The organism is Agrobacterium sp. ES01 (assembly GCF_050320885.1).
In the GTDB taxonomy this organism is placed as follows: domain Bacteria; phylum Pseudomonadota; class Alphaproteobacteria; order Rhizobiales; family Rhizobiaceae; genus Allorhizobium.
Genome location: NZ_JBNQTH010000001.1, coordinates 547257 through 572586, shown reverse-complemented (window position 1 = coordinate 572586; position 25330 = coordinate 547257). Strand labels below are relative to the sequence as shown.

Here is a 25330-nt window from a genome sequence, read left to right as displayed (position 1 = left end):
AATCGTCACAAAACTTTCATCAGATCGTCATGAACGGGAAAGGATTCCTTGAGGATTAGAAATCAGGATAAGGCCATAAAAAACAAAGATATTTGGAGAGCGAAATGGTTGCGGAAGCGGTTGAAGCGGGAGTATTGCGCCGATTTGCCAGCGACCAGTTATTATCGCTTGCCAAGCTTGTGGTGGAAAACGCTTTTCAGCCCATTGTCGAAGTCGGCACCGGAGATGTCTTCGGATATGAATCGCTGATGCGCGGACAGGATCGCATCGGCTTTGAAAACCCGATCGATCTTCTCGACAGTGCCCAGTCGTCCGGCCAGCTTCTGGCGCTGGAACAGATGGTGGCAAGCCGTGCGCTGGCCAAGTTCATTACCATTCCCGATTACACAAGCTCGACACTCTTCCTCAATCTCGATGTCAGGCTGATCCCGCAAGGGCAGGAGATGATCGAGGTTCTGGCCCAGCATTTGAAGACCTCCGGCATCCCGCCCTCATCGATCTGCTTCGAACTCTCCGAGCGTTTCGACAATACCGGTCATCCGGAATTCAACGGGCTCATCGACGCCATGCGCAAGGCCGGATTCAAGCTGGCCATCGACGATTTCGGCGTCGGTCATGGCGAGATGAAGCTGCTCTGCGACTATCCGATCGACTATGTGAAGATCGACCGCCATTTCATCAGCAATCTCGATTCCAGCCCGCGCAAGCGCCACCTTGTGCGAAACATCGTCAACATCGCCCATGTTCTGGGCGTAAGAGTGATTGCCGAGGGTATCGAGACCGAAGCGGAATTTCTGGTCTGCCGGGAATTCGGGGTCGATCTGGTGCAGGGCTGGTTCATCGCCCGACCGACCACGCATCTCAATGAATTGAAGCCGGCTTTTCCGCATCTGCAGGATCTCGGCAAGGTGCGCCGCTCCAGCCAGTCTCTGGATGAGATCCTGATCCGCAAGGAAATCGAGAACCGCTCGATCGTCTATGAAAATGACAGCATCGACCAGGTCTTCGATCTGTTCCGGCGCAATCCCACCCAGACCTTCTTTCCGGTCCTCAATGCCAATCGCGAGCCGCGCGGCACCATCAGCGAGCATCACCTGAAGGAATATATCTACCATCCCTTCGGCCGAGACCTCCTGAAGAACAAATTATATGAGCGTACCGTCTCGCAATTCGTCGCCCGCGCGCCCATCGTCGGGCTCGATACCAATGCCGAACGGCTCATGTCGATCTTTGCCAATATGGATGGCTCCGACTGCGTGATCCTCACGGAAAACATGCGCTATGCCGGTGTCGTCTCGGCAGGGTCACTGATCCGCGTGATCAACGAAAAGCAGTTGAAGGTGGCGCAGGATCAAAACCCGCTGACCGGCCTTCCGGGCAATCTCGCCATTCGCGACTTCATGCAGGATGTCGTGCGCGACGGCGATGAAACCCGCTTTTTCTGCTATTGCGATTTCGACTATTTCAAGCCGTTCAACGATCACTACGGCTTCCATATCGGCGATCACGCCATCACCCTGTTTGCCGCTCTCATGCGACGCTACTTCTTCTCCGAGGGCGATTTTCTGGGCCATGTCGGCGGCGATGATTTCTTCATCGGCGTGCGCGGCTGGACGCAAGAGGAATTGACCGAGATCCTCGACCGGTTGCTCAGCGATTTCCACGACGATGTCACCACGCTTTACGGACACGAAGAACGCCGTAACGGCTTCATCCACGGCAAGGACCGCAACGGTCATGAACGAACCTTCCCGCTGATGCGCTGCTCCATCGCGGTCCTGGCACTGCCGGACGGGCTTGTGATGGATGATGTGAGTCGCGTCAGTGCGGTGATCGCCCGCATCAAGAAAAAGGCCAAGGAAAGTGAAAGCGGTCTCTTCATCGACAGTTTCGCCATGGGCGAAGAAGCGGCGTGATTGACCGTCCGCGTCAATGAGCCTTCTTTTCAAGCGGGGTATAGCACCCTAAGTGTGTGCTGACCTCGCGAACAAAGGAGCCCCCCGATGACGCTTCCCGAAACCATGCGATTTGTAGACCTCAAGGATTTCGGCGCGCCGGATGTCATGCGGCTTTCGCAAATGCCTGTGCCGAAACCCGCAGCCGGCCAACTGCTGCTCAAGGTCGAAGCGGCTGGCGTCAACAGGCCGGATGTGGCCCAGCGTCAGGGAACCTATCCCGCACCCAAGGATGCAAGCCCGGTGCTTGGCCTTGAAGTTGCAGGTGAGGTGGTGGCCGTCGGCGAGGGCGTGTCCGACTTCAAGCTTGGCGACAAGGTTTGCGCGCTCGCCAATGGCGGCGGCTATGCCGAATATTGTCTGGTGCCAGCCGGTCAGGCCATGGCCTGGCCGAAGGGCTATGATGCGGTGAAGGCCGCAGCCGTGCCCGAAACCTTCTTCACCGTCTGGGCCAATCTGTTCCAGATGGCCGGTCTGACCGATGGCGAAAGCGTGCTCATTCACGGCGGCACCTCCGGCATTGGCACGACCGCAATCCAGCTTGCCAGGGCCTTTGGCGCAACGGTCTACGCCACGGCCGGCAGCGACGACAAATGCAAGGCTTGCGTCGATCTCGGCGCCATCAGGGCGATCAACTACAAGACCGAGGATTTCGTCGAGGTCATCAGGGAGCATACCGACAAACGCGGCGTCGATGCCGTGCTCGACATGATCGGGGCTGCCTATTTCGACCGCAATCTCTCCGTTCTTGCCAAGGATGGCTGCCTGTCGATCATCGCCTTTCTCGGCGGTGCGGTGGCGGAAAAGGCCAATCTCGCGCCCATCATGGTCAAGCGCCTGACGGTCACCGGTTCCACCATGCGCCCGCGCACGGCGGAGGAAAAGCGGGCCATCCGCGATGATCTGGTCAAGGAAGTCTGGCCGCTTCTGGAGACAGGCGATGTCGCCCCCGTGATTCACAAGATTTTTGCCTTCGATCAGGTGGTCGAGGCCCATAAGCTGATGGAAACAAGCGAACATATCGGCAAGATTGTCCTGTCCTTCGACTGATATCTCTGTCCCGATCCATCTGCTTATCTGCCGATCACGCCAGCCTCGTGCAACGGTCGCTCGATAACCTTCCCGCGCGAGCAATCTGTACAGCAAGCTGTCGCCGTCCGCGCGGTGTTCGCCAATTGCGCGCAGACGGAGTGTGGAAGGACATGCCAGGATGAACACCGATTTTCAGCGCGCGCTCAAGGAATACAAGGCAGGCCAATTGCCCAAGGCGCTGAAATTTGCGCAGTCGGCTGTGGGCAAGGCCGGGCCGCATGAGAGTGGTGTGCAGGCACTGATCGGCTCCATCCAGTACAAGCTCGGCGAGCGTCTGCCGGCAGCAGACGCCTTTGCCAGGGCCGGCAGCTACGAAGACGACAAGGCCGCCGGTTTCATGAAGCTGGCCGTCACCCTTTTTCACGACGCCCGCCGCTTTGATCGCGTGATTGCCGATGGACCGCGCGCCGTGGCGCTCAATCCGAACGACAGCGATCTGGCTTATCTGGTCGGCAGTGTCTTTTTCGGTAACGGCCTGCGTGGCGACATGTCGCCGATCATCGCGAAGCTCGAGCGCAGCAACGACCGCCACATGGCACTGATCATCAATTACTACCGTTTGTCCGGCCGTCTCGAGGAACTCTATGACGAGCTCAATTCGGCGATTGCGTCGGAACCCCACAACGCCTTCCTGCATATGTCACGTTACGTGGTGGCGCGCGAAATCTGCGATTTCGCAGCGCTGCGCGAGCATGACCGTCAACTGGAAACGCCGGATGCGCCGGTCGTCATGCGCCAGATCGCAGCCGAATCCGCGCTTGGCCGTCTTCTCTGGTGTGGCGATGAGGCCATCAATGCCCGTCCAAGCCAGGATACACGGACCCACAGTGCGAACCTCGAAAGGCTCAAGCGCGAGCGCCGCGCGATTTCGCCGGCCGGCAGCAAGCTCACCATCGGCTATCTCTCCAACGACTTTTTCGATCACGCCACCATGACGCTGTTTATGGAAGCCATGGCGCAGCACGATCTGGAGAAGTTTGACATCGTGCTTCTGTGTTACGGAGAGCAAAGCGTCGCTCATCATCGGGATGCGTGGCCGCAACATCTGCGCCAGGCGGTCGTCACCATCGACCATCTGTCCGATGATGCGGTGGCGGACCTGATCAGCGAACGCGGCATCGATATCCTGGTGGATCTCAAGGGCCATACGCTCGGCGCTCGGCTTGGCATCGTCAACCGCTCGGATGCACCGATCAAGGCAACCTATCTCGGTTTTCCGGGCTCCGTCGCCGGCATCGATCTCGATTACGCCATCACCGATCCGATCGTGACGCCTGACAGCAGCAAGCCCCATTGGGCCGAAAAGCTCTGCCGCTTGCCGGAAAGCTATCAGGCCAACAACTGGGAAACCCGGCCAAAGCCGGAACGTATGAGCCGCAGGCAGGCAGGATTGCCAGACGACGCCTTCGTCTTTGCCTCCTTCAACGCCACCTTCAAGATCACACCGCGCACCTTCGATATGTGGGCCGAGGTGTTGAATGCAGTGCCGGGTTCGGTTTTCTGGGTCATGTGCAACAATCCACTGGCGCGCCGCAACCTGACCGCAGCCTTTGCCGAACAGGGCATTTCGCGCGACCGGATCATTTTTGCCGAACGCGCCCCATATCCCGATCACATCAACCGGCTGCCGCTGGCCGATCTGGCGCTCGATACCATTCCCTGCAATGGCCACACGACCACGTCGGATATGCTGTGGGCGGGTCTTCCGGTCATTACGGTCAAGGGCACGGCCTTCGCCGGTCGCGTGTCGGAAAGTCTGTTGACGGCGCTTGGTGTTCCCGAACTCGTTCTGGATAACGAGAAAGCGCTGGTGGCGGAAGCTGCACGCCTTGCCGCAGACCCGCAGGCACTGGCCGCCATTCGCGCCCGCATGGAGGCTGCACGCTTTACCGCGCCACTGTTCGACAACGAACGTTTTGCCCGTCATCTGGAAACCGCATATGAGATGATGGCCGTCCGGGCGAGGGCCGGCCTCAAGCCCGATCATATCGATGTGCCAGCGCTTCCGGCGCGCACCGATTCCTTCGTGTAAGCGTATGAAAAAAAGCGTGATTAGACTTTAGCAGCAAGGGCTTGCCGGATTCCATTTTCCAGCCTATCCTTTCCATCAGTATCAACGAAACGAAAGGAAGGTGATCCAATGTCTAATGAGATTTCGGTCCGCATTGCTGACTTGGGAAAGGTACTGGTTTTGACGGGGCAGCCCTCGACCTAACCCGCCTTCCTTCGGGTCATCTGTGATGATCCGGGTCCGCAGATGGGACCAAACTCATGGAAGGGCCGCCTTGGGCGGCCCTTTTCCTGTTTCTGGGCCTGGCTGTCTCAGAAACGGATCGTGCCGAAGGCCGGCACCTTCAGACCCGGGGCTGAAAGATCGATACCGGCCACCAGTCCCAGAAGCTGAAACTCCAGCCCGCTGCGCGCACCTGCCGCGAGACCGATCAAGCCCTTGTAGTTGATGTGAAAATCCCGTCCGTCCGCGCCAAAGCTCAACAGCTGGCCATCGCTCGGATAGTCGCGCCCCACCGCATCCGATGGCAAAACGGCATCGAGCTCCGGCACCGCGTGCAGCACATGCGACACAAAGGTGTTGGAGTTGGGCCCCGGATAGATGTGGTAGCCGCCGGTCATGGCGAAGGGATAATCGGCGATGGCCCGTTCGACCTTGGGAATAAGGGCTTCGGCTCTCTCTCCATGCGCTTGCGTGACGATGACCGGCGCATTCGAATACCAGAATGCATCCGGCGCATAGTTGTTGCGGCGGATCGGCGAGCCCCAGCCCACCTTGTCATAGCGTGTATAGCTTGCGCCCTTCGGCTTCACCACCACCCAGGCATGGCTTGCAAAGGCACCCTTGAGCCCGCCGGTCTTGGCAGACAGAATATAGACCGCAGCCTCGTCGTCGGACGTCGCCTCGGGCAGCAGCCCTGACGACGACCACTTGGCCGCGCGCCAGTTTTCCGGATGCTCCGTTGTCATCCAGATCGCAGCCGACAGAAGGCTTGGCAGCAGGAAGATGACCGAGAACCCGAGAACCAGAATTTTCAAGATGCGCATGGGACCGCCTGAGTGAGGAAAGCGCATGAACTGTGAGGTCGAAAACGGCCAAATTGCGGTGCACGACCCCACAATGATGTGAACGCGGAACCGGCCCGATAAGAGGTCCTCACGCTTTCGGCGCAACAGGCCAGCCGCCGGGCAGGCGATGGGCGAGATAGGAGTGGATCTGATCGAGAGCCACCTGTCTGGTAATCCCGCCACTGTCGAGACCGAGCCTCAGCCACAGCCCGTCAATCAGCGTGGTCAGTGCCAGCACGACCTCTTCGCATTCTGCTTTCGGCAGGAGATGCTTGAGCGCGGAGCGAAGATTGGAGCGCATGCGGGCATGGATCACCTTCTGGATACGCGCAAACTGCGGCACGCGCGGCACCTCCGCGCAAAGCGAGAGCCAGGCATGGCAGGTGGCCGGCTGGTAGAACCGCTCCTCGAAATTGCCCTCGATCACGGCGTTCAGCCGTTCCTGCGGTGTCGTTGCAATTTTCAGCCGTGCGGACACAGCGTCGCGCAGCTGCGAATTGGCCTCCCGCATGGCCTGCTCGAACAGCTCCTGCTTGTTGCGGAAATAGTGCAGCACGATCCCCTTGGACGAATTCGTATGGGCAGCCACCTTCTCCAGCGTCGCGCCGGCAATCCCCTCACGCTGTAACACCTCGTAAGCGGCAAGCCTTAGCTCTTGCCGCCTGATCACGCTGATCCTTGTCAATTTCATCGCAGGCTTTCCCATTTGGGCCCCATGTTGACAAATTTACCGGAAAGATCAATTGTTGTCCCATGGGTCAATAAATTATCCGTATGGACAATTGAAGGAGAGCAAGATGCTGAAGCCGTTGGGACTATCGATCATTGCCGTTGCCGCATTCACCGGGCAGGCATTCGCCGCCGAGCCTGAAAGCTGCCGCACCGTGCGCATGGCAGAGCCCGGCTGGAACGATCTCGCCTTCACCACCGGTGTCGGCATGACCCTGCTCAAAAGTCTCGGATATGAGGCAAAGACCAGCCTTCTCGGCGTCGAAGTGATCTACAAGAGCCTTGAGAACAAGGACCTCGATGCCTTTCTCGGCTATTGGGATCCGGCCATGACAATCTATTTCAAGCCTTATCAGGACTCCGGCAATATCGAGAATGTGCGGGTTAACCTGACAGGCGCCAAGTACACTTTCGCTGTGCCGGCTTACGTCTATGAGGCCGGCGTTCACGACTTTTCCGACCTGCATACCTTCGCCGACCAGTTCGATCACAAGATGTACGGCATCGAACCCGGCTCCAACCAGACCATGTTCGATGTGATCGCAGATCCTGATTTCAAGCTCGACGGCTGGAATGTGGTCGAGTCGAGCGAACTCGGCATGCTGTCCGAGGTCAAGCGCAAGATGAAGAACAAGGAGTTCATCGTCTTCCAGGGCTGGGCTCCGCACCCGATGAACCGCTCGATCGACATGCGCTATCTCACCGGCGGCGACAAGTTCTTCGGTCCCGATTACGGTGCCGCCACCGTCTCCACCCAGGTGCGCAAGGGCTATCTGAAGGAATGCCCCAATGTCGGCAAGCTGCTTCAGAACCTCGCCTTCGACATCGATTTTGAAAACCGTGGCATGGGCTATCTGATCGATGACGGCATGGAGCCGGAAAAGGCTGCCAAGAAAGCCATCAAGGATGAGCCGCAGCGTCTCGACGCCTGGCTTGAGGGCGTCGAAACTGTAGACGGTCAACCCGGTCTGCCGGCAGTGAAGGCAGCGCTTGGCCTGTGATGCATGCTGTCAATGATGACTGGGCGGCCAGAAAACAGGTGCTTGATCTGACGGATGGCCGCCAGCTGGCTTTTGTCCATGCAGCCGAAGACGGTCCGGCACTGCTGCTCATCCATGGGTATACGGATAGCAGCCGCAGCTATGCCGGCCTGTCCGCCATGCTGCCCGGTTTCAACCTGGTCATTCCGGATCTACCGGGGCACGGCGCGTCCTCAGCCAGACAACAATCAGGCATAACAGGTTATGCCTTTGATATTGAAACACTGATCGATCATCTTGGCCTCGAGCGTCTGATCATCGTCGGTCATTCCATGGGCGGCATGATTGCGACGGAACTTGCGGCCAAGCTGGGCGATCGTGTCGAAGCCCTCGTCATTCTGGCCAGTTCGTTGACACCGGCCATGCCCGATGATGGCTTCCTGGCCATGGCGATTGAGCGCTTTTCCGATCCCATCGATCCGGCCGATCCCTTTTTCGACGACTGGCATGGCTGTGCCCGCCCGGTCGATCCGGCATTCTTGGCGGTCGCACGACGGGAGGCAGCCGCCATGCCGGCCGATGTCTGGCGTCGGATCTTCAAGGGCATGTCGTCGCTCGACCTGAGGAAACTGGCGGGCACAGTGACATGTCCGGTTCTGGCCCTGTCGGGCGCAGACGATCCGCTGTTTGGCCCGCATGAACAGGCAAGGCTCGTTGCCGCCTTTCCCAATGCGCGCGGCAGGACGTTTGCGGGGCAGGGGCACAACCTTCACTGGGAAGATCCGGCACTCGTGGCAAATCTACTCCGCGACCTGGCAGCGCCCGATCTGCGCGACTGACTATCGCTTTGCGGTTGGCAAAATGCGGGCGAGGGCGTATCAGGCACATCCAAATATCGTGATCGCATAGAGGTGCCGCATGACCAATCCCGTTCTCGTCGAAGTCACTCGTGGCAACCGTGTCGAAAGCCGTCACCGCGGTATTGCCGTCGTGGTCGATGGCGATGGCAAGGTCATGCAGTCGCTGGGCGATGTCGACGCAGCCGTTTTCCCACGCTCGGCCTGCAAGGCCATGCAGGCATTGCCGCTGGTTGAAAGCGGTGCCGCCAATGCCTTTGGCTTCGGCGCAAGCGAACTGGCAATTGCCTGTGCCTCGCATTCTGGCGAAGATGCCCATGTCGAACTCGCCGCCTCCATGCTGGCGCGCGCCGGACAGAACGAAAGCGTGCTTGAATGCGGCGCCCATTGGTCGTCGGAGAGCGAGGTCCTCATTCATCAGGCGCGCAGCCTCGACAAGCCATCCGCCCTTCATAACAATTGCTCGGGCAAGCATTCCGGCTTTGTCTGCGCCTGCTGCCATCTGGGTTACGATCCGAAAGGCTACACCACCTATGATCACCCGCTGCAACGCGACATCCGCGGTGTCATGGAAAGCCTGACGGGTGCGGCCCTTGGCGAGGACAATTGCGGCACTGATGGTTGTTCGATCCCCACCTATGCCATTCCGCTTGTCGCCCTGGCGCGTGGCTTTGCCAAGATGGGAACGGGCAACGGGCTTGAGCCGCTGCGGGCAGGGGCTGCGCGCCAGCTGATTGAAGCCTGCATGGCTGAACCCTTTTATGTGGCGGGAACCGACCGCTTCTGTACGCGCCTGATGACGCTGTCGCCCGGCAAGATCTTTGCCAAGACCGGTGCCGAAGGTGTGTTCTGCGCCATTCTGCCGGAAAAGGGCATTTCGATTGCACTCAAATGCGAAGACGGCACCACCCGCGCCGCAGAAGCCATGATTGCCGGCTTGCTGTCGGCCCATTTCGAGGCCGGAACGCCCGAGCGCGAAGCCCTGACGGCCATGGCCCATCACCGGATGCACAACTGGAACGGCATCCATGTCGGCGATGTCCGCGTCACCGACGCGCTGTTTGCCTGAGTGACGAACCTCAGTCGTCGAACCTAAACTGGGAACGGCCATTGGTGAGGTCGCTCACCAGGACGGAAACGGTGCCGGTATCCGAGATTGGAACGCGAAGGGTGATGTCGGCGCCGGTGGAGGTAAAATCCTCGCGCGTGATCGACAGACCGGGGATGGACAAGAGCCGTGCCTTGACCAGTGCCAGATCGGAAAACGGCACCGCTGCCGTCCCCTCGGTCATGGCAATCACCGGCGACAGCGTGCCCGCCTTCAGGCAACTGGCCGCGGTGCCCCCATAGGCGCGCATCAGCCCGCCAGTACCGAGCTTCACGCCGCCAAACCAGCGGGTGACGACAACGGCGATATTGTCGACGTCCTGGCCGTCTATGGCAGCCAGGATCGGCTTTCCGGCAGTGCCGCCGGGCTCGCCGTCATCAAAAAAGCGATACGCCTGACCTATCCGCCATGCCCAGCAATTATGGTTGGCATCACCGGTGGAACTCGCGGCAATTGCTTCCTTCGCTTCGTCCTCGCTTGCAACGGGGATAGCGAAGGCCAGAAACCTGCTTTTCTTGATGATCTGCTCGAAGGAGACCGGTTCTGCCAGTTGGAACATGTCAGACGGCGAAGATCTCGCCTTCGTCGGCATAGGCCTTGAATTCCAGCGCATTGCCGGATGGATCGTAGAGAAACATCGTGCGCTGCTCGCCGGCCATTCCCTCAAAGCGCAGCTTCGGCTTCATGCCCCAGCGCGTGGACGGATCCTCGTTTAGCCTTCGGGCAAGCGAGAGAAAGTCCTCCATCTTCAGGATCACGCCAAAATGCGGGATTGGCACGACATCGCCATCCACCGTGCCGCTTGCCGTATCCTTCGGCATCTCAGCGCGCAGATGCGCCGACATCTGATGGCCGAACAGATCGAAGTCGATCCACTTGCCGGGGCTTTCGCGCCCGATCCGGCAACCCAGCACCGTTCCATAGAAATGCCGCGTGGCTTCGATGTCGGTAATCGGAAAGGCAAGGTGAAAAGGGCGCATGGCAAGTTTCTCCAGGAGGGGCATTCGAGGGATTTGTTACCCCAATATCAGGCGGCTGCAAACAGGTAGTCTCGGCATCCGAGAGCTCCATGTCCCATGCCGGCGTGTCTGCTTTCTATTCGGCTTCGTCCGCGCGCGCGCTCCACATGGCCTTGAAAGCCGGACGGTCCTGGCAGCGCGCCAGCCAGTCGCGAACATGAGGATGTGCTTCCATCAGCGGAATATGCGCTGAGGCATAGCGGATAATTTCGGCCAGATTGACATCGGCAACGGTGAAACGGCCACCGACCATATAGTCGTTGGACGAAAGGTGCTGTTCCAGCACGCCGAATGGGCGTGTGAGCAGGCGAACGGCCACTGCCGCCTCTGCCTGTCCGGCCTCTGACTCGAGCCGGCCCTCGGCGGCTGCGGTGGATATCTTCAGCGCATTGGTCTCGATCTCGGTTGCACCGAAAAACGACCACTGGCTCATCAGCCCGTCTTCTTGCGTATCTGCCGGTGCCAGAGGTCCGCCATGCTTGCGCGCCAGATACAGATTGATGGCCATGGATTCAAACAGCACGAAGCCGTCATCGTCTATGGTCGGGATCGTGCCCATGGGATTGATGGCGAGGAAAGATGTCGAGCGTGTATTGATCGGCGCGTCCGGAGCGCGCGGATCGGCCAGCCTGCGGGCCTGCACCACCGGCACGTGATCGAAGGCAAGTCCCAGTTCCCCGGCAAACCACAGGGTTCTCGTAGCGCGCGATCGGTAGGCGCCGTAAATCGTCAGCATACCCTGTTCTCCTTCACTGATCTGGAATGAGAAACGACCCTAGCCGGGGTGGCTGACAATTTGAAGAGGCTCGCGACTGATCGCAGCAGCAATTTCAATCACGGCCCCCGCGCCTTGGAAACGGTCACAAAGCGGACCGCAGGATCGTCTTTGAAAGTAGCATGCAGCTCAGCCGGTAAGGGATGCTGCAAGCAGTCGCGGGCGGTTCACCTGTTTGCCGTGGTTCTTCAACAGACCTGTCACGGCGTCATAGTCCACGGCTTTCGAGAACAGATAGCCCTGACCTCTCTGGCAGCCGAGTTTTAACAGCAGGCCCGCCTGGTCGATCGTCTCGATGCCTTCGGCAATCACGGACATGTCCAGCCCCTTGGCGATTCCCACAAGGCCCTGGATGATGACCAGGCCACGGCTTTCATTGACCATGCGTTGCACGAAGGTTCGGTCGATCTTGATCATGTCGACCGGCACCGTCAGAAGATGTGTCAACGAGGCAAAGCCGGTACCGAAATCGTCCAGCGCGACGCGCATGCCCATGGCTCTCATGGCATTGATCTGTGAAGCGATATTCTGATCGCGCTGATCGAGATAGACGGATTCGGTGATCTCTAGGGTAAGCTTTGTCAGCGGCACGCCCGTCGTCTCAAAAACGGTGGCGATGCGCTCTGCCAATCCGTCGTGACAAAAGTCAGCAGCAGACAGATTGATGCCCACACGTCCAAAATCATAGCCCGTATCGAGCCAGCGCCGCGCATCGATCGCAACCTTGGTCAGCATCAACTGGGTCAGTTCCAGTGCAGCCTGGCCATCGCGTGTCGCCTCATGGAAGCTTTCGGCGGTGACCACGTTTCCGTCCGGGAGTACGAGGCGGCAGAGCGCTTCCATGCCCTTGATCTCGCCGGTGCTCAGTTCAACCACGGGCTGATAGAAGGGCACGATGCTGTCCGTGCGCAGCGCATCGGTGAGCGTCTGGATGGAGCGAAATCGCCTGGCGATTGCCGTGCCCAGTCCCGGAGCATATTCGATGAATTGCCCCCGTCCACGTTCCTTTCCGTGGTAGAGCGCGTAATCGGCCTTCTGGCGCATGCTTTCCGGCGTATCGTGCTCGGTTGCAACCGCGCCGCCGATTGTCATGGATGATCTGAGATGTTGACCGGCACAGATGCAGGCCTCCTTCATCGACCCGATCAGGCGCGCGGCAAGATCGTTCATCTCGGTCCTGCCGCCGTTGATCATAATGCCGAATTCGTCTCCGCCCATGCGGAAACTGGCACCCTTGGGGGCTTCGCGGGCGATACGTCTTGCGGCTTCGCAGATCAACTCGTCGCCGGCCTGATGGCCCAGCCTGTCATTGACGAGCTTCAGATTGTCCAGATCGGCAATCAGCAGGCTCCAAGGCTGTTTCCGCTTGTCACAGTCCTGGATCAGGGCGTTGAAGCGCCCGCGATTGGGCAATTGGGTCAGCGGGTCGGTTTCGGAAAGCCTTTGCCGTTCTTCCAGGCGCAGTTCTCGCTCTATGGCGATGGCACACAGATGCGTGCAGGTGTCGACAATGTGTTGTTCGAACGTGGAAGGTCCGCGTGTCGTATGGAAATAGAACGCAAATGTCCCCAGAACCTTGTCGCCAAGCTGGATCGGTGTCGACCAGCAGGCACGCAGCCCGCAGCCCAGTGCCAGGTCGGCAAACGGCGCCCAATAGGGGTGGTTGGCAATGTCGGTTATGACGATGGATTGTCCGGTATAGGCGGCCGCACCGCAAGAGCCAACGTCAGGCCCGATTGTGACGCCATCGATCGCTTCAATATAGTGTTGGGGCAAAGAGGGGCCCGAAAGGCTCCACAATCGTCCCTGCTCGCACAGTTTGAGAACAGAACACACCACATCCGGAGCCATCTCCTCCACCGATAGACACAACGTATCGAGCGTCTCGCGCAGCGGTGCACCGCGCGCGATCATTTCGAGGATGGTATTCTGTAACTTGGTAATCATGGCGTCTCGTCGGGTTACTCAGAGACAGTATGATCACGGCTCGCTTAAATTGTTGTTACGAATATGCTAAATATTTAAATATCGATGAGCTTGTTGTGGAAGATCTCGTCTCCGCATCAGGTTTTGCGGTTGCCGGCAATCGTCAGATGGGCATAGCGATCCGGTGTCCCCAGCAGGTCCTCCGTCTCCAGATCGTTCCAGCGATAACCTGCAATCGCAGCCTTGGAGACCGCGCTGAACACATTTGCGCTGATGATGGCGCTTCCAGAATCCTCGACCACGGTCACATAAATGCCGACAGGTGTATCGCGAATAACATTGCCGCTCGCAACCACATCGCGCAGATAAGGCCCCCAGCCGAGCATCAAGCCGTAACGCGGGGCCTTCTCGATCACGTTGTTGGAGACGACGGTGTCCGCCTCCACCGAGATGCCAAAGCCGAATCCAGCGCCGTCATGCTCGTAGGGGCCGGCGAGCTGGAGGTTGCGCACCAGATTGCCGGTCACGGTCGATAACCGTCCGCCATCCATGAAATTGGCGACCACAATGCCGTTTGCGGCGCCGTCGATCAGGTTGTCGGAGATGATGGCCCCTTCGAACACGAACTCCGAATAGATGGCCGTCTCGCCGCATGACAGGCATGTGTTGCCGCTGATGATGATGTCGGAAGCCGAATTGGCGCGGATGGCGGTGAAGGCGCAGTCGGAAATGTGGTTGCCGCTGACCATCACATTGTCGGCACGAAAGACATTGATGCCGTTGCCATATTCACCGGTTCCGCCGCTTCGGGCGCCAATCCGGCTGACACGATTGCCGAGAACCTGGCTTCCGTCTGCGCCTTTTTCCCAACGATGGACCAGAATGCCACCATTTCCGCAATCGGAGACGGTGTTGGCAGTAATCAGCAGTTCGACGCATTCCACTGCGTAAAGCCCCATATCGGCAGCCTTGGCAATGCGGGTGCGTTCAATCCGCCCCCCGCAACGCTCAAGTCGCAACCCCATATTGCCGCTATCGAAGATCTCGCAATTGTCGATCAGCACTGCGCCGCATTCGGTAAAATTGGCCAGGGCCGCTTCGGTGTCTTCGCCAAACCCGTGGCCCGCACCATCCAGCACGATATCGCGCAACTCCACCCGTGCCGCGCCGGCGCAGGACACAAGCGCGCCGCCACCGCCATGAACAATCCGCGATGCGCCGGAGACACCGATCAGCCGGGCACCATCCGGCAAGGTAAGATCGGATGCCACATAGCGCCCCGCCGGCAGGAAAACCGGCAGATCGCGCGCGGCTCCCTCATTGATGATGGCCTGCAGCGCCGCACTCTGATCCTCGTCGGCATTGCTCACCACACCGGCTGCTGTCGCATCGATCGCGCCGCGCAAAGGCGTCGCATCGAGGATCGCCTGGGCAAAAGATGGCCGGGCGGATGCGCCACAGCCAAGGGCAGGCAGCGTCATGAATGCCAGAACCTGTCGCCGCTTCACCATGGTCATCCCTTTGTCCCCCGCATAATCACGCCAATCGCATGGTCGTGCGATTCCCCTGAGGGAAAATAGCACAGCCGCATCGATAGATTTGCTTTAGATCAAAGCGGGCTTCAACCGAGCGGTTAGAACAGGGACAGCGTTTGGAGCACGGGGGCGCTGAAGGGGAGACGGCAGAAGCGCATCGTCTTGCGGCACGCTGCCGTGTGAGAAGGTCGGCACTGGCACAATCGCCAGGCCGGCCTTTCCGCTTTCGGGTAATTTATCTTTTATGCGCCGGGTTCGCGGGCCCGGGCAATGCCTTCGAACTCGTCGACGAAGCGGCTGAACAGACGGGAAAACTGGGCCACATCGTCATCGGCCCAGCCGGTGAGGCAGCCTTCTATGATGTCTCGCTTGATCCGCTGCATCTCCTTCATCATGCCAAGCGACTTTTCCGTCAAAAGCACAACGGTGCGCCGCGCATCTTCTTGGGAGACGGCGCGTTGCAACATGCCGTTCTGAACAAGCTCGGCCACCAGACGACTGCTGCGCGACGGGTCGACACGCATGGCCTCCGCGATCGCCCCGACGGTCACTTCGCCGGCGCCGCGCCGCACCACTTCGATGACATCGAAATGCGAAATATCCAGTTCCGGTGCCACCTTGTCTATGGTCACGCGGCTGATGATGCGCCGGCCGATCAGCAGTCTCCAACGCGACATGGCCTGCGAAATCAGATCGATGTCTGCATCGGCGCTCTCGTTTTTACTCTGTGTTTGCAATCGTTCAGCGGTCGTCATCATTGGTCCCAAACCTTGATTTGAAGCGAGACTACCCTAGTTGGTTGAAAATGTCATCTACGTGACATTGACATTTATGTGCGTTTGTCACATAAATTGCCGCAATTCAACGCAGGTATTGTTCATGGATATGCGCCCCGCGCCGCAGGAACCTCTGGTTTCCGACCCCCGTTTGCGACTTTTTCTGTTCCTGATCCTCATGACGGCCATGTTCATGGCAACGCTGGACAATCAGATCGTCTCCACCGCCCTGCCGACCATTGTCGGTGAATTCGGTCAGCTCGAGCGTTTCGGCTGGGTAGGCTCCGCCTATCTCCTCACCATGAGTGCGGTCATGCCGCTATATGGCAAGCTCGGCGATCTGTTCGGGCGTAAATATGTGATCATCGCAGCGGTCAGCATCTTCACGCTTGGCTCACTCGTCTGCGGGCTTTCCGTTTCCATGGATACACTCATTGCAGCGCGCGTGCTTCAGGCGCTCGGCGGTGGCGGCATCATGGTGTCGATCTTCGCCATCAATGCCGATCTGTTCGAGCCACGCGAGCGCGCCAAATACCAGAGCTATGCCAGCCTCGTATTGATGATCTCCGGCGCCCTTGGGCCGGTGCTGGGTGGGATCATGAGCGACACGTTCGGCTGGCGTTCCATCTTCCTCATCAACCTTCCGATCGGCATTGTCGTGCTCACCGGCCTGGTAATTTTCCTGCCTTACCGCAAGCCGCAACGCAAACCGAAGATCGACTATGCCGGCGCTCTGTTTTTGGCAGGGGCCATCTCCAGCATCGTGCTATGGGCAGACAGCAGCGAATTGTTTGGCTCGTTGGTATCTGCGCAAAGCCTGGCTATCGTTGCCTTCGGTCTTGTCTGCCTGACGATCTGGATTGGCGTCGAGCGTCGCGCGGAAGAGCCTGTCGTGCCGCTCAGCCTGTTTTCCAAATCCACCATCAACCTGTTGCTGATCATTTCGATCACCAGCGGTGCGGTTGGCATCGGCCTGTCGAACTATTTTGCCCTGTTCCTTCAGACCACCACGGGCCTGTCGCCAACGGTTGCCGGTCTTCTGTTTACGCCGATCACGATTGGCATTGCCGTCGGTTCCCTGTCTGCCGGTCGCATCATGTCGATCACCGGCCGCTACAAGATCTTCTCCATTGCAAGCACGACCTCCAGCATGATCATGCTTCTGGTGTTCAGCACTCTCGCCGCCGCTCCACCGCTTTATCTCGTCGCCATCCTGTTCTTCATCCAGGGCCTCGGGATCGGCGTCGGCCAGCAGGTCCCGGTGCTCGGCGTCCAGAATGCGGCCCTTGCGCGCGACACTGGCGCGGCCACCGGCACGGTCACGCTCACCCGCATGGGCGGTGCAGCCATCGGAATCTCGATTTATGGCGCCATCCTGTCGGCGGGCGTCGCCCATCTGGCAACGCCCATCCCCGGCGTCGACAATATCAAGGAACTCACGCCGGCAGTCCTGGAAACCCTGCCGGCGGCAACCCAGGCGCTGGTCGCGGAAGTCTATACCGGCGCTTTCCGCCCGCTCTTCCTCGGGGCAGCGCTCATCAGCGCCGTTGGCCTGATCGCCGCCGTGTTCCTCAAGAATGTGCAACTGCCAAGCTCGCTCGCCAAGAAGGCGGGCTGAGCCGGGTTGCATGACGGCATGGGTGTTCAGTTGGTCGACAACTTGTCGATCAGCGCCGATGCGGCCTCGGCAATCACCGTGCCGGGCGGGAAGATTGCATCTGCCCCGGCTGTCTCCAGCGCTGCAAAATCCTGCGGCGGAATAACGCCGCCGACTGCAATCAGCTTGCCGGATGCGCCTCGCTTGGACAGCGCGTCGCGCAGTTCCGGCACCAGTGTCAGGTGACCGGCGGCAAGCGATGAAGCCCCCACCACATGCACGCCCTCGCGCACGGCCAGTTCCGCAACCTCTTCCGGTGTCTGGAACATCGCGCCCACCACCACGTCGAAACCCAGATCGGCAAAGGCGGTGGCAATCACCTTCTGCCCCCGGTCGTGACCGTCCTGACCCATCTTGGCCACCAGAATACGGGGCTTTTCGCCGCTCGCCGCCTTGAACGCCTCGACCTTGGACACCGCCAGATTGAAAGCCGCATCGCTATCGCCGACTTCCTTGCGATAGACACCCGATATGGTGCGGATCTCGGCGACATGCCGGCCATAGGCCTTTTCCAGGGCAAGCGAAATCTCGCCAACAGTGGCGCGGGCACGGGCCGCCTTCACCGCAAAGTCGAGCAGATTGCCATCGCCGGACTTGGCCGACTGCGTCAGAGCATCGAGCGCTGTCTCCACGGCATGGGTGTCGCGCGTCCCCTTGAGCTGCTGAAGCTTGGACAACTGGCGAGCGCGGACCTCGGAATTGTCGACCTTCAGCACATCCACTTCGATATCGCGTTCGGGCCGCGAGAAATTGATCCCCACCACCGTCTGCTGCCCGCTGTCGATCCGGGCTTGCGTCCGTGCCGCGGCCTCCTCGATGCGCATCTTCGGAATGCCCTTTTCAATCGCCTTGGCCATGCCGCCGGAGGTTTCCACCTCCTCGATATGGACAAGCGCTCTCGCCGCCAGATCGTGCGTCAGCGCTTCCACATAGGCAGAACCTCCCCACGGATCGATGATCCGGGTCGTGCCGGATTCGGTCTGCAGCATGATCTGCGTATTGCGGGCAATGCGAGCCGAATGGTCGGTCGGCAGCGCCAGTGCCTCGTCGAACGAATTGGTGTGCAGCGACTGGGTGTGCCCCTGTGTGGCCGCCATCGCCTCCACCATGGTGCGAATGATGTTGTTCATCGGATCCTGCGCCGTCAGCGACCAGCCGGATGTCTGGCTATGGGTGCGAAGTGCAAGCGATTTGGGGTTCTGCGGCGAGAAGTTCTTGGCAATCAGCGTCGCCCATAAAAGCCGGGCCGCCCGCATCTTTGCCACTTCCATGAAGAAATTCATGCCGGTCGCCCAGAAAAACGAAAGGCGCGGGGCAAAGCTGTCGATATCGAGCCCGGCCTTCACACCGGCACGCGCATATTCAATGCCGTTGGCAATGGTATAGGCCAGTTCCAGATCCGCCGTCGCGCCTGCTTCCTGCATGTGGTAACCGGAAATCGAGATCGAATTGAACTTCGGCATGCGGGTCGAGGTATACTGGAAGATATCGGAAATGATCCGCATCGAGGGTTGCGGCGGATAGATATAGGTATTGCGGACCATGAACTCCTTGAGAATGTCGTTCTGGATGGTGCCCGAAAGCTTGTCTTCGGAAACGCCCTGTTCTTCCGCAGCAACGATATAGAGCGCCATGATCGGCAGCACCGCACCGTTCATCGTCATCGACACGCTCATCTGGTCGAGCGGAATGCCATCGAACAATTGCTGCATGTCGAGAATGCTGTCGATCGCAACCCCTGCCATGCCCACATCGCCGGCAACCCGCGGATGATCGCTGTCATAGCCACGGTGGGTGGCAAGATCGAAGGCTACGGACAGACCCTTCTGGCCGGCTGCCAGATTGCGCCGATAGAACGCATTGGATTCTTCCGCCGTGGAAAATCCCGCATATTGCCGGATCGTCCAGGGTTGCTGAACATACATGGTGGGGTAGGGGCCGCGCAGAAAGGGAGCGGTGCCGGGATAGGTATCGAGATGGCTCAATCCGTCAAGATCGCCCTCGCCATAGGCGCTCTTGACCGCAATGCCTTCCGGCGTATTCCACACCGCGCCATCGTGGCGGGCCTCAGGCGCATTGGGCGTGGTCCACGACGTCTCGGAGAAATTCGGGATCTTGCTCATCGCCTCACTCCGCCCTGTCCGAAAGCAGCGTCGGCGCGAGGCCGGATGCAGTGCATTTTTCCAACGGTCCGAGCACGGTGACGGCTCGTTCCTTGTCCATGGGAAACAAGGTCGTTCCCACAATGGGCCGCGAGACCCGGCTTTTGGCTTTCGATGCGACGGAGGCGGCAAAGGAGCCGTCGGTCAGCGCCCGGATGATCCCGCCATTCTTCTCGATCGCCATGAAGATCTCCCAGGCAGCCTCGCACAACCCGTCGGTCAAGGCCTCGATGCCGCCGGCACCGGCCGCGGGATCGCAGACCTGGTCGAGATGGCTTTCGGCCATCAGGATCACCTGCGTGTTGCGGGCAAGCCGCCGCGCCAGCGGATCGGGATTGCCGTGGGTCAGCGTGTGCGAAAGCACCGTCACCTCGTCGGCGCCGCCAACGCCGGCGGCAAATACCGCAGTCGTGTTGCGCAGGATATTGGTCTCCGGATCGAGCCTTGTGAGCATGCGGTAGCTGGTTTCCATCATCAGATGGGCCGCAGAAGGCTTGGATATTCCGCAAATTTCCTGCATGCGGGCAACGATCAGTCGGGCAGCGCGGCCCTTGGCAATGGTCAGGAACTGGTCCTGATCGGCACTGAGCGCAAGTCCGCACAGGGCAAACGTATCGCCCGCATCCATGCCGGCAGCGTCCATCTCCCGCAGATAATGAGCAAGCGCGGCGGCCATGAATGCCAGTTCCTGCGCTTCCGTCCCGCCGGCATTATGCACGGCGCGGCCACTGGCCGTCAGAATGCTGCCTGCATGGTCCAGAAGCTTGAGGGATTTGACTGCCTCTGCAAACTTGCCCGGCTGAGCCCCGTTGCCGGAAAAAACCATCGCACTCATGGGGTCTATGCCGAAATGAATGGCCCCGCCATTCCCGCCGGCGGTGTCGATGGCGCGGGCCAGTTCCTGTGCACCATCCACAGCCAGACTGCCGCCCTCAAGCCTGATCGCATAACGATGGGCAGCCCGGGCTGCCGCCAGCCGTGACAGCAGGGAAGCGGTCATCTGGTCAAGGCCCAGCCCGTAGGCACAGGGACTGTCGCCGCAGACGAGTGAAATGCCTGTCGCGCCGTTTTCCAGGTCGTCAGCCATCTGCACCAGAGCGCGTTTTTCGTCCGGATCGTCCATGCGCTGGGCGACTGTCCACCCACCGCTCGATTGCCGCGCCAGAGGGTGAGCGCCTTTACGGCGCGCATAAAGAGGTTCGATCACCAGCCCGTCATCGGAGGCGGACGTCAAGGTGGCAGCGAAATCTGCACCTTTCAGTGCTTTTTCCACCAGCTTTTGCCAATTGTCGCGGCCGTTGCCGGCAAAGGCGATGTCCTCCAGAATGCGTGCATCCATATGAATAAACTCCCTGAGGCGGCCTTTATGAGTCTTTTGAAACGAAGCGTCAAACCTGACTTTGGTTGAGGCTGCGCCATCTCCTTGTCAAATCGCCCGGCTCGCATGGCATCCGCGCATACGACAGCTTCGCGCCAGCCGCGATTGCCATGATGCCGCGGACTCAAAAAACGCGCACTGATGAAGTAAGATGGTATTGAAGATGGTATTTTTGCGCCGGGCTCTGGTTTTAGTCGGAGCTTTTTCCGGGCTCGCCACCCTCGGCGGATGTTATTTCGTCACCGATACGAGCCGGACGAATATCGAAGTCTTTCAGGATGAGGTGGCCCCGGTCTATTACGATCCGGCCCGCGTGCAGCCGGCTGTCGTTCAACCGGTACCGCAAAAGAAGAACCTCTACGAGACGCAGTTCCACCAGACCTACGGCCTGCCGGTCAATGCGCCGGTCAATCGTGCCATCTATGGTGAGCAGCGCGTGGATGGCCGGACCATCCCCGCCATTCCGCTGCAGCGCGTCGACGCTTCCGTCTTGCGGCGGGAAGTCAGCTACCAGACGCCGGAGCCTGCCGGCACCATTGTTGTCGATACCAAGTCGCGCCATCTTTATCTGGTCGAGCCGAACGGTAAGGCCATCCGCTATGGTGTGGGTCTCGGCAGCGAGGCCTTTGCCTGGAGTGGACGCGGCGTGATCCAGATGAAGCAGAAATGGCCACGCTGGACACCCAGCGATGACATGGTCGAGCGCCAGCCGGCGCTGAAGCCCTTCGGTGTTTCCGCAGGCGGGCTGGAAGCCGGCCTCAATAATCCGCTCGGGGCCCGCGCGCTCTACATCTATCAGAACGGCAAGGACACGCTCTACCGTGTTCACGGCACGCCCGACTGGCAGTCGGTCGGCAAGGCCACATCGTCTGGATGTGTGCGCATGTTCAATCAGGACGTCATCGATCTCTATGACCGCGTGGGCGACAAGGCCCCGATTGTGGTCATTTAGCCACGCTTTCGCAGAACGCCGTCAAGCTCTCGCTTTTGTGAAGCCCCAGCCATGTCGCAAGCGCTGCGGCTTTGCTACGGACCATGCATGAATTCCGGCGCTGCGGGGAACCAATTGGGCAGCAAAGGCATTTAGCCGGACGAGGGGCGGTCCGGTCCGCTCTTGTTCCGTGAAGGTATCCTGTATCCATGTCCTCCCAAAATCCAATATCGCGCCGCTCCTTCCTGTCATTTTCAGGCCTCGGCGCAGCAGCGCTGCTGACCGGCTGCGCATCCTACGGCCCATCGAACCCATCCATCACACCAATTGCTGCCCGTCCGGGTTTCCCGGATGGTGGTTCGGCTGAACTGGATGCGATGTATGGCCAGGTGGTCGACAACGGTTATGTCATCCCCGCCATCCCCTATAAGCGCATCAACCCGCGCTTCTATCGCCAGCGCGTAATCGATCCCACGGGCGAAGCACCCGGCACCATCGTGGTCGATACGCCATCGCGCTTCCTCTATCTGGTCGAGCCAGGTGGCAGCGCCATGCGTTACGGCGTGGGTATCGGTCGCGAAGGCTTTGCCTGGCAGGGCACAGGCGTGATCCAGTGGCGCCAGAAATGGCCGAAATGGACCCCGCCAAACGAAATGATCGCCCGCCAGCCGGAACTCGCCAAATACTCGTCGGCCAATGGCGGCATGCCGCCGGGTCTGATGAACCCGCTGGGTGCGCGCGCGCTTTACATTTTCCAGAATGGCAAGGACACGCTGTATCGTCTGCACGGTTCGCCGGAATGGAATTCCATCGGCAAGGCCGTATCGTCCGGCTGCGTGCGCCTGATGAACCAGGATATCATCGATCTCTACGACCGCGTGCCCAACAAGGCCCGCATCATGGTTCGTCAGTAGAACCCTGCGCAGTCTGTTCCAGACTGTGCCGCAATGCATGTAGATTTTCGCGCAGGGCGACCAGGCTGTCTTTCGTGCAGCCGGTCGCCTTGCCGATCTGCATCATGATACCGGCGGCTTGCTCCTGCAGCGCCGCACCATCTTCCGTCAGCGAAATCAGCACCTGACGCTCGTCGACATCCGCACGTCGACGCATGATCCTGCCTGCCTGTTCGAGACGCTTGAGCAGCGGTGACAGCGTGCCGGAATCGAGTCCCAGCTGATCGCCGATTGCTTTCACCGTCTGATGGTCTTTTTCCCAAAGTGCCAGAAGTACCAGATATTGTGGATAGGTCAGCGCCAATGGCTGCAGCAGCGGCTTGTAGGCTCTGTTGAAGGCATGGGCGGCACCATAGATCGCAAAGCACAATTGTTGATCCAGTGTCGTCTTTGCCTTCACGCCATTGTCTTCCGGCATTCACGGGTCTCCATGCGTTTGATTGCGCGATTGTCGCAATTCCGGTTGGCAGATGCAATGTGCGGAAATTTAAGTTGCGCACAATTCAATTGTGTATTATATAAATCGCATCGTCAATTCAACAAGGAACTCAGCCATGTCCATTCTTTATACCGCCCATGCATCCGCAACCGGCGGCCGTGCTGGCCAGGCCGTATCCAGCGACGGCGTTCTCGATGTCACGCTGACAGTGCCCAAGGAACTGGGCGGTGATGGGGCAACCGGCACCAATCCGGAGCAGCTCTTTGCTGCCGGCTATTCAGCCTGCTTCCTCGGCGCGTTGAAAAACGTGGCCGGCAAGGAAAAGGTCAAGATCCCCGAAGACACCAGGATCAGCACCAAGGTCGGCATCGGCCCGCGTGACGATGGCACCGGTTTCGGCATCGAAGTCGAAATCACCGTCGATATCCCCGGCCTCGACAAGGCAGTCGCCGAAGATCTGGTCGCCAAGGCTCATATCGTCTGCCCCTACAGCCACGCCATGCGCACCTCGACCGAAGTTCCCGTCAAGGTCGCCTGAAGCGAGGCTCTGACCGTTCAGGTATTGGAAGGGCATTTCCTGCCCAAAGGCCGGCCCCGCGCCGGCCTTTTTGTGTCTGCGTGAACGAAAGGCATCGACCAAGAAAATCCTTCTCCCTGCCATGATAAATCATGGAGCAGGGAGAAGGTTGCCGGCCGGCGGAGGAGAGGGGGAATTGCTCATGCGGCGAGCGGTGCCGTGTCCATCTGCCCAAGCTCACGAAGGCTGTCCCGCAGGTCGTCTGCATTGTCCCGCGACAATGCGTCTTCGACCGCTGCGTGCTCGGAGACCCACACCGGCAGCGCCTGGGTGAGCAAGGTGCGCCCGTCATCGGTCAGCGAGAGCAGCCGGCCGCGCTTGTCACGCGGATCGGGTGCAACGGTCAACAGACCGCGACGCTCCAGCGGTTTCAGCGCAGCCGTCAAGGTCGTGCGATCCATGGCCAGCAAGGAAGCGACCGGCCCCATGGGGGCGGGCTGCGGCCGATTGAGCGACATCAGCAGCGAAAACTGGCCATTGGTAATCCCGAACCGCTTGAAGGCCTTGTCGAACCGCCGTGCCAATGCGCGCGCCGCACGCTGTGCATGCAGGCAAAGGCAGTGATCGCGAACATGGATGGTGACAGAGAAGGGTATCGATTCGTTTGACATGATCCAATTATGTTGATATCAACATAAAAATCAAGAGAAATCGGGAGGATCTGACATGCAGCATGCCGTAGTGTCCCGCGATGAATGGCTGGATGCGCGCCGCAGCCTTCTCACACGCGAAAAGGCGGTCACCAAAGCGCGCGACAAGCTCAATGCCGAGCGTCTTGCCTTGCCCTGGGTCGCAGTCGACAAGGACTATGTCTTCGACACCGCCGATGGTCGCAGATCGCTGGCGGAACTGTTCGACGGTCGAAGCCAGCTTCTCGTCTATCACTTCATGTTCGGTCCCGACTGGGATGCCGGATGCACCGGCTGCTCGTTCTTCGCCGATCATATCGATGGGATGCTGGTTCATCTCAATAATCACGATGTCACACTGGTCTGCGCGTCACGCGCGCCGCTCGACAAGATTGAGGCCTACAAGCGCCGTATGGGCTGGCAATTCCCGTGGGTGTCTTCGAACGGTTCGGACTTCAATTTCGACTATCACGTCTCCTTTACAGAGGAAGAGCTGGCCTCCGGCAGCGTCGAGTACAATTTCACGACGATCCCGCGCGAGCGGGCCCATGACGAACTGCCCGGTATGTCGGCCTTCTACAAGGACGATCAGGGCCGCATCTTCCACACCTATTCCAACTACGCACGCGGCGGCGAGGAGGGACTCGGTGCCCTGATGATGCTCGATTATGCACCGCTCGGGCGCAATGAAACGGGCACCTTGAGTTTCCTCAAGCGGCGCGATGAATACGACCAGAAGCCGGTTGCCGGCTGCTGCAGCGGGTGAACGCGAGG

At 59.6% G+C, this 25330-nt stretch carries 23 protein-coding genes; 11 read left to right on the top strand and 12 right to left on the bottom strand.

Annotated features, from left to right (window positions below; genetic code table 11):
• The first annotated feature begins 104 nt into the window (after window positions 1–104).
• The 3 genes from ACQQ2Q_RS02965 (at window position 105) to ACQQ2Q_RS02955 (ending at window position 5079) form a co-directional block, all read left to right on the top strand.
• Window positions 105–1916 (top strand): bifunctional diguanylate cyclase/phosphodiesterase, encoded by a 1812-nt coding sequence (locus tag ACQQ2Q_RS02965; protein ID WP_428185530.1) that lies wholly within the window; start codon window positions 105–107, stop codon window positions 1914–1916.
• A gap of 87 nt (window positions 1917–2003) precedes the next feature.
• The gene (locus tag ACQQ2Q_RS02960) at window positions 2004–3005 is read left to right on the top strand and encodes an NAD(P)H-quinone oxidoreductase (RefSeq protein ID WP_428185529.1); all 1002 of its coding nucleotides are present in this window, start codon (window positions 2004–2006) and stop codon (window positions 3003–3005) included.
• A gap of 160 nt (window positions 3006–3165) precedes the next feature.
• Window positions 3166–5079, top strand: a complete 1914-nt coding sequence (locus ACQQ2Q_RS02955; protein WP_428185528.1) for a glycosyl transferase — start codon at window positions 3166–3168, stop codon at window positions 5077–5079.
• A 290-nt stretch (window positions 5080–5369) separates the two neighbouring features.
• Here ACQQ2Q_RS02955 and ACQQ2Q_RS02950 read toward each other — a convergent pair whose 3' ends face one another.
• A complete protein-coding gene (locus ACQQ2Q_RS02950; RefSeq protein ID WP_428185527.1) occupies window positions 5370–6104 on the bottom strand; it encodes a DUF3750 domain-containing protein in 735 nt (244 codons plus the stop codon).
• Window positions 6105–6213: 109 nt separating this feature from the next.
• Complete coding sequence (betI, locus tag ACQQ2Q_RS02945; RefSeq protein ID WP_428185526.1) at window positions 6214–6816, bottom strand: choline-binding transcriptional repressor BetI; 603 nt, start codon at window positions 6814–6816, stop codon at window positions 6214–6216.
• A gap of 106 nt (window positions 6817–6922) precedes the next feature.
• On the opposite strand from betI, the gene choX reads away from it, so the two are divergent.
• The 3 genes from choX (at window position 6923) to ACQQ2Q_RS02930 (ending at window position 9760) form a co-directional block, all read left to right on the top strand.
• Window positions 6923–7855, top strand: a complete 933-nt coding sequence (gene choX, locus ACQQ2Q_RS02940) for a choline ABC transporter substrate-binding protein (RefSeq protein WP_428185525.1) — start codon at window positions 6923–6925, stop codon at window positions 7853–7855.
• Entirely contained in the window at window positions 7855–8673 is an 819-nt protein-coding gene (locus tag ACQQ2Q_RS02935; RefSeq protein WP_428185524.1) for an alpha/beta fold hydrolase, read from the top strand. Before choX ends, ACQQ2Q_RS02935 begins: the two co-directional genes overlap by 1 nt.
• Window positions 8674–8752: 79 nt before the next feature.
• Window positions 8753–9760: an asparaginase gene (locus ACQQ2Q_RS02930; RefSeq protein ID WP_428185523.1), complete on the top strand. Its 1008-nt coding sequence runs from the start codon at window positions 8753–8755 to the stop codon at window positions 9758–9760.
• A gap of 10 nt (window positions 9761–9770) precedes the next feature.
• Here ACQQ2Q_RS02930 and ACQQ2Q_RS02925 read toward each other — a convergent pair whose 3' ends face one another.
• From ACQQ2Q_RS02925 to ACQQ2Q_RS02900, 6 genes are all read right to left on the bottom strand, one after another.
• Window positions 9771–10358, bottom strand: coding sequence for an IMPACT family protein (locus ACQQ2Q_RS02925; RefSeq protein ID WP_428185522.1), 588 nt, complete (start codon window positions 10356–10358; stop codon window positions 9771–9773).
• A gap of 1 nt (window position 10359) precedes the next feature.
• Window positions 10360–10779: a VOC family protein gene (locus ACQQ2Q_RS02920; protein ID WP_428185521.1), complete on the bottom strand. Its 420-nt coding sequence runs from the start codon at window positions 10777–10779 to the stop codon at window positions 10360–10362.
• Window positions 10780–10894: 115 nt separating this feature from the next.
• Window positions 10895–11554 carry a glutathione S-transferase family protein gene (locus ACQQ2Q_RS02915; RefSeq protein WP_428185520.1) on the bottom strand — a complete coding sequence of 220 codons (660 nt, stop codon included), beginning with the start codon at window positions 11552–11554 and terminating at the stop codon, window positions 10895–10897.
• A gap of 168 nt (window positions 11555–11722) precedes the next feature.
• Window positions 11723–13540, bottom strand: a complete 1818-nt coding sequence (locus tag ACQQ2Q_RS02910; RefSeq protein ID WP_428185519.1) for a putative bifunctional diguanylate cyclase/phosphodiesterase — start codon at window positions 13538–13540, stop codon at window positions 11723–11725.
• Window positions 13541–13656: 116 nt separating this feature from the next.
• Window positions 13657–15030: a TIGR03808 family TAT-translocated repetitive protein gene (locus tag ACQQ2Q_RS02905; RefSeq protein WP_428186467.1), complete on the bottom strand. Its 1374-nt coding sequence runs from the start codon at window positions 15028–15030 to the stop codon at window positions 13657–13659.
• A gap of 266 nt (window positions 15031–15296) precedes the next feature.
• On the bottom strand, window positions 15297–15812 hold the full coding sequence (locus ACQQ2Q_RS02900; protein WP_428185518.1) for a MarR family winged helix-turn-helix transcriptional regulator: 516 nt from the start codon (window positions 15810–15812) through the stop codon (window positions 15297–15299).
• A 121-nt stretch (window positions 15813–15933) separates the two neighbouring features.
• Here ACQQ2Q_RS02900 and ACQQ2Q_RS02895 point away from each other — a divergent pair, with 121 nt between their 5' ends.
• Window positions 15934–17448 (top strand): MDR family MFS transporter, encoded by a 1515-nt coding sequence (locus tag ACQQ2Q_RS02895; protein WP_428185517.1) that lies wholly within the window; start codon window positions 15934–15936, stop codon window positions 17446–17448.
• A gap of 26 nt (window positions 17449–17474) precedes the next feature.
• On the opposite strand, the gene scpA is transcribed toward ACQQ2Q_RS02895, so the two are convergent.
• The gene (gene scpA, locus ACQQ2Q_RS02890) at window positions 17475–19610 is read right to left on the bottom strand and encodes a methylmalonyl-CoA mutase (RefSeq protein ID WP_428185516.1); all 2136 of its coding nucleotides are present in this window, start codon (window positions 19608–19610) and stop codon (window positions 17475–17477) included.
• 4 nt (window positions 19611–19614) lie between these two features.
• Entirely contained in the window at window positions 19615–20988 is a 1374-nt protein-coding gene (locus ACQQ2Q_RS02885; RefSeq protein WP_428185515.1) for a methylmalonyl-CoA mutase family protein, read from the bottom strand.
• Between the two features lie 202 nt (window positions 20989–21190).
• Here ACQQ2Q_RS02885 and ACQQ2Q_RS02880 point away from each other — a divergent pair, with 202 nt between their 5' ends.
• Window positions 21191–21979 (top strand): L,D-transpeptidase, encoded by a 789-nt coding sequence (locus tag ACQQ2Q_RS02880; protein WP_428186466.1) that lies wholly within the window; start codon window positions 21191–21193, stop codon window positions 21977–21979.
• Window positions 21980–22167: 188 nt separating this feature from the next.
• The gene (locus ACQQ2Q_RS02875; RefSeq protein ID WP_428185514.1) at window positions 22168–22872 is read left to right on the top strand and encodes a L,D-transpeptidase family protein; all 705 of its coding nucleotides are present in this window, start codon (window positions 22168–22170) and stop codon (window positions 22870–22872) included.
• On the opposite strand, the gene ACQQ2Q_RS02870 is transcribed toward ACQQ2Q_RS02875, so the two are convergent.
• Window positions 22856–23329: a MarR family winged helix-turn-helix transcriptional regulator gene (locus ACQQ2Q_RS02870; protein ID WP_428185513.1), complete on the bottom strand. Its 474-nt coding sequence runs from the start codon at window positions 23327–23329 to the stop codon at window positions 22856–22858. The genes ACQQ2Q_RS02875 and ACQQ2Q_RS02870 overlap by 17 nt on opposite strands.
• A gap of 136 nt (window positions 23330–23465) precedes the next feature.
• On the opposite strand from ACQQ2Q_RS02870, the gene ACQQ2Q_RS02865 reads away from it, so the two are divergent.
• Window positions 23466–23888, top strand: a complete 423-nt coding sequence (locus tag ACQQ2Q_RS02865; RefSeq protein ID WP_428185512.1) for an organic hydroperoxide resistance protein — start codon at window positions 23466–23468, stop codon at window positions 23886–23888.
• A gap of 179 nt (window positions 23889–24067) precedes the next feature.
• Here the strand turns inward: ACQQ2Q_RS02865 and ACQQ2Q_RS02860 are convergent, their stop codons facing one another.
• A complete protein-coding gene (locus ACQQ2Q_RS02860; RefSeq protein WP_428185511.1) occupies window positions 24068–24538 on the bottom strand; it encodes a MarR family winged helix-turn-helix transcriptional regulator in 471 nt (156 codons plus the stop codon).
• A gap of 55 nt (window positions 24539–24593) precedes the next feature.
• Here ACQQ2Q_RS02860 and ACQQ2Q_RS02855 point away from each other — a divergent pair, with 55 nt between their 5' ends.
• Window positions 24594–25322, top strand: coding sequence for a DUF899 domain-containing protein (locus ACQQ2Q_RS02855; protein ID WP_428185510.1), 729 nt, complete (start codon window positions 24594–24596; stop codon window positions 25320–25322).
• Window positions 25323–25330 lie beyond the last annotated feature (8 nt).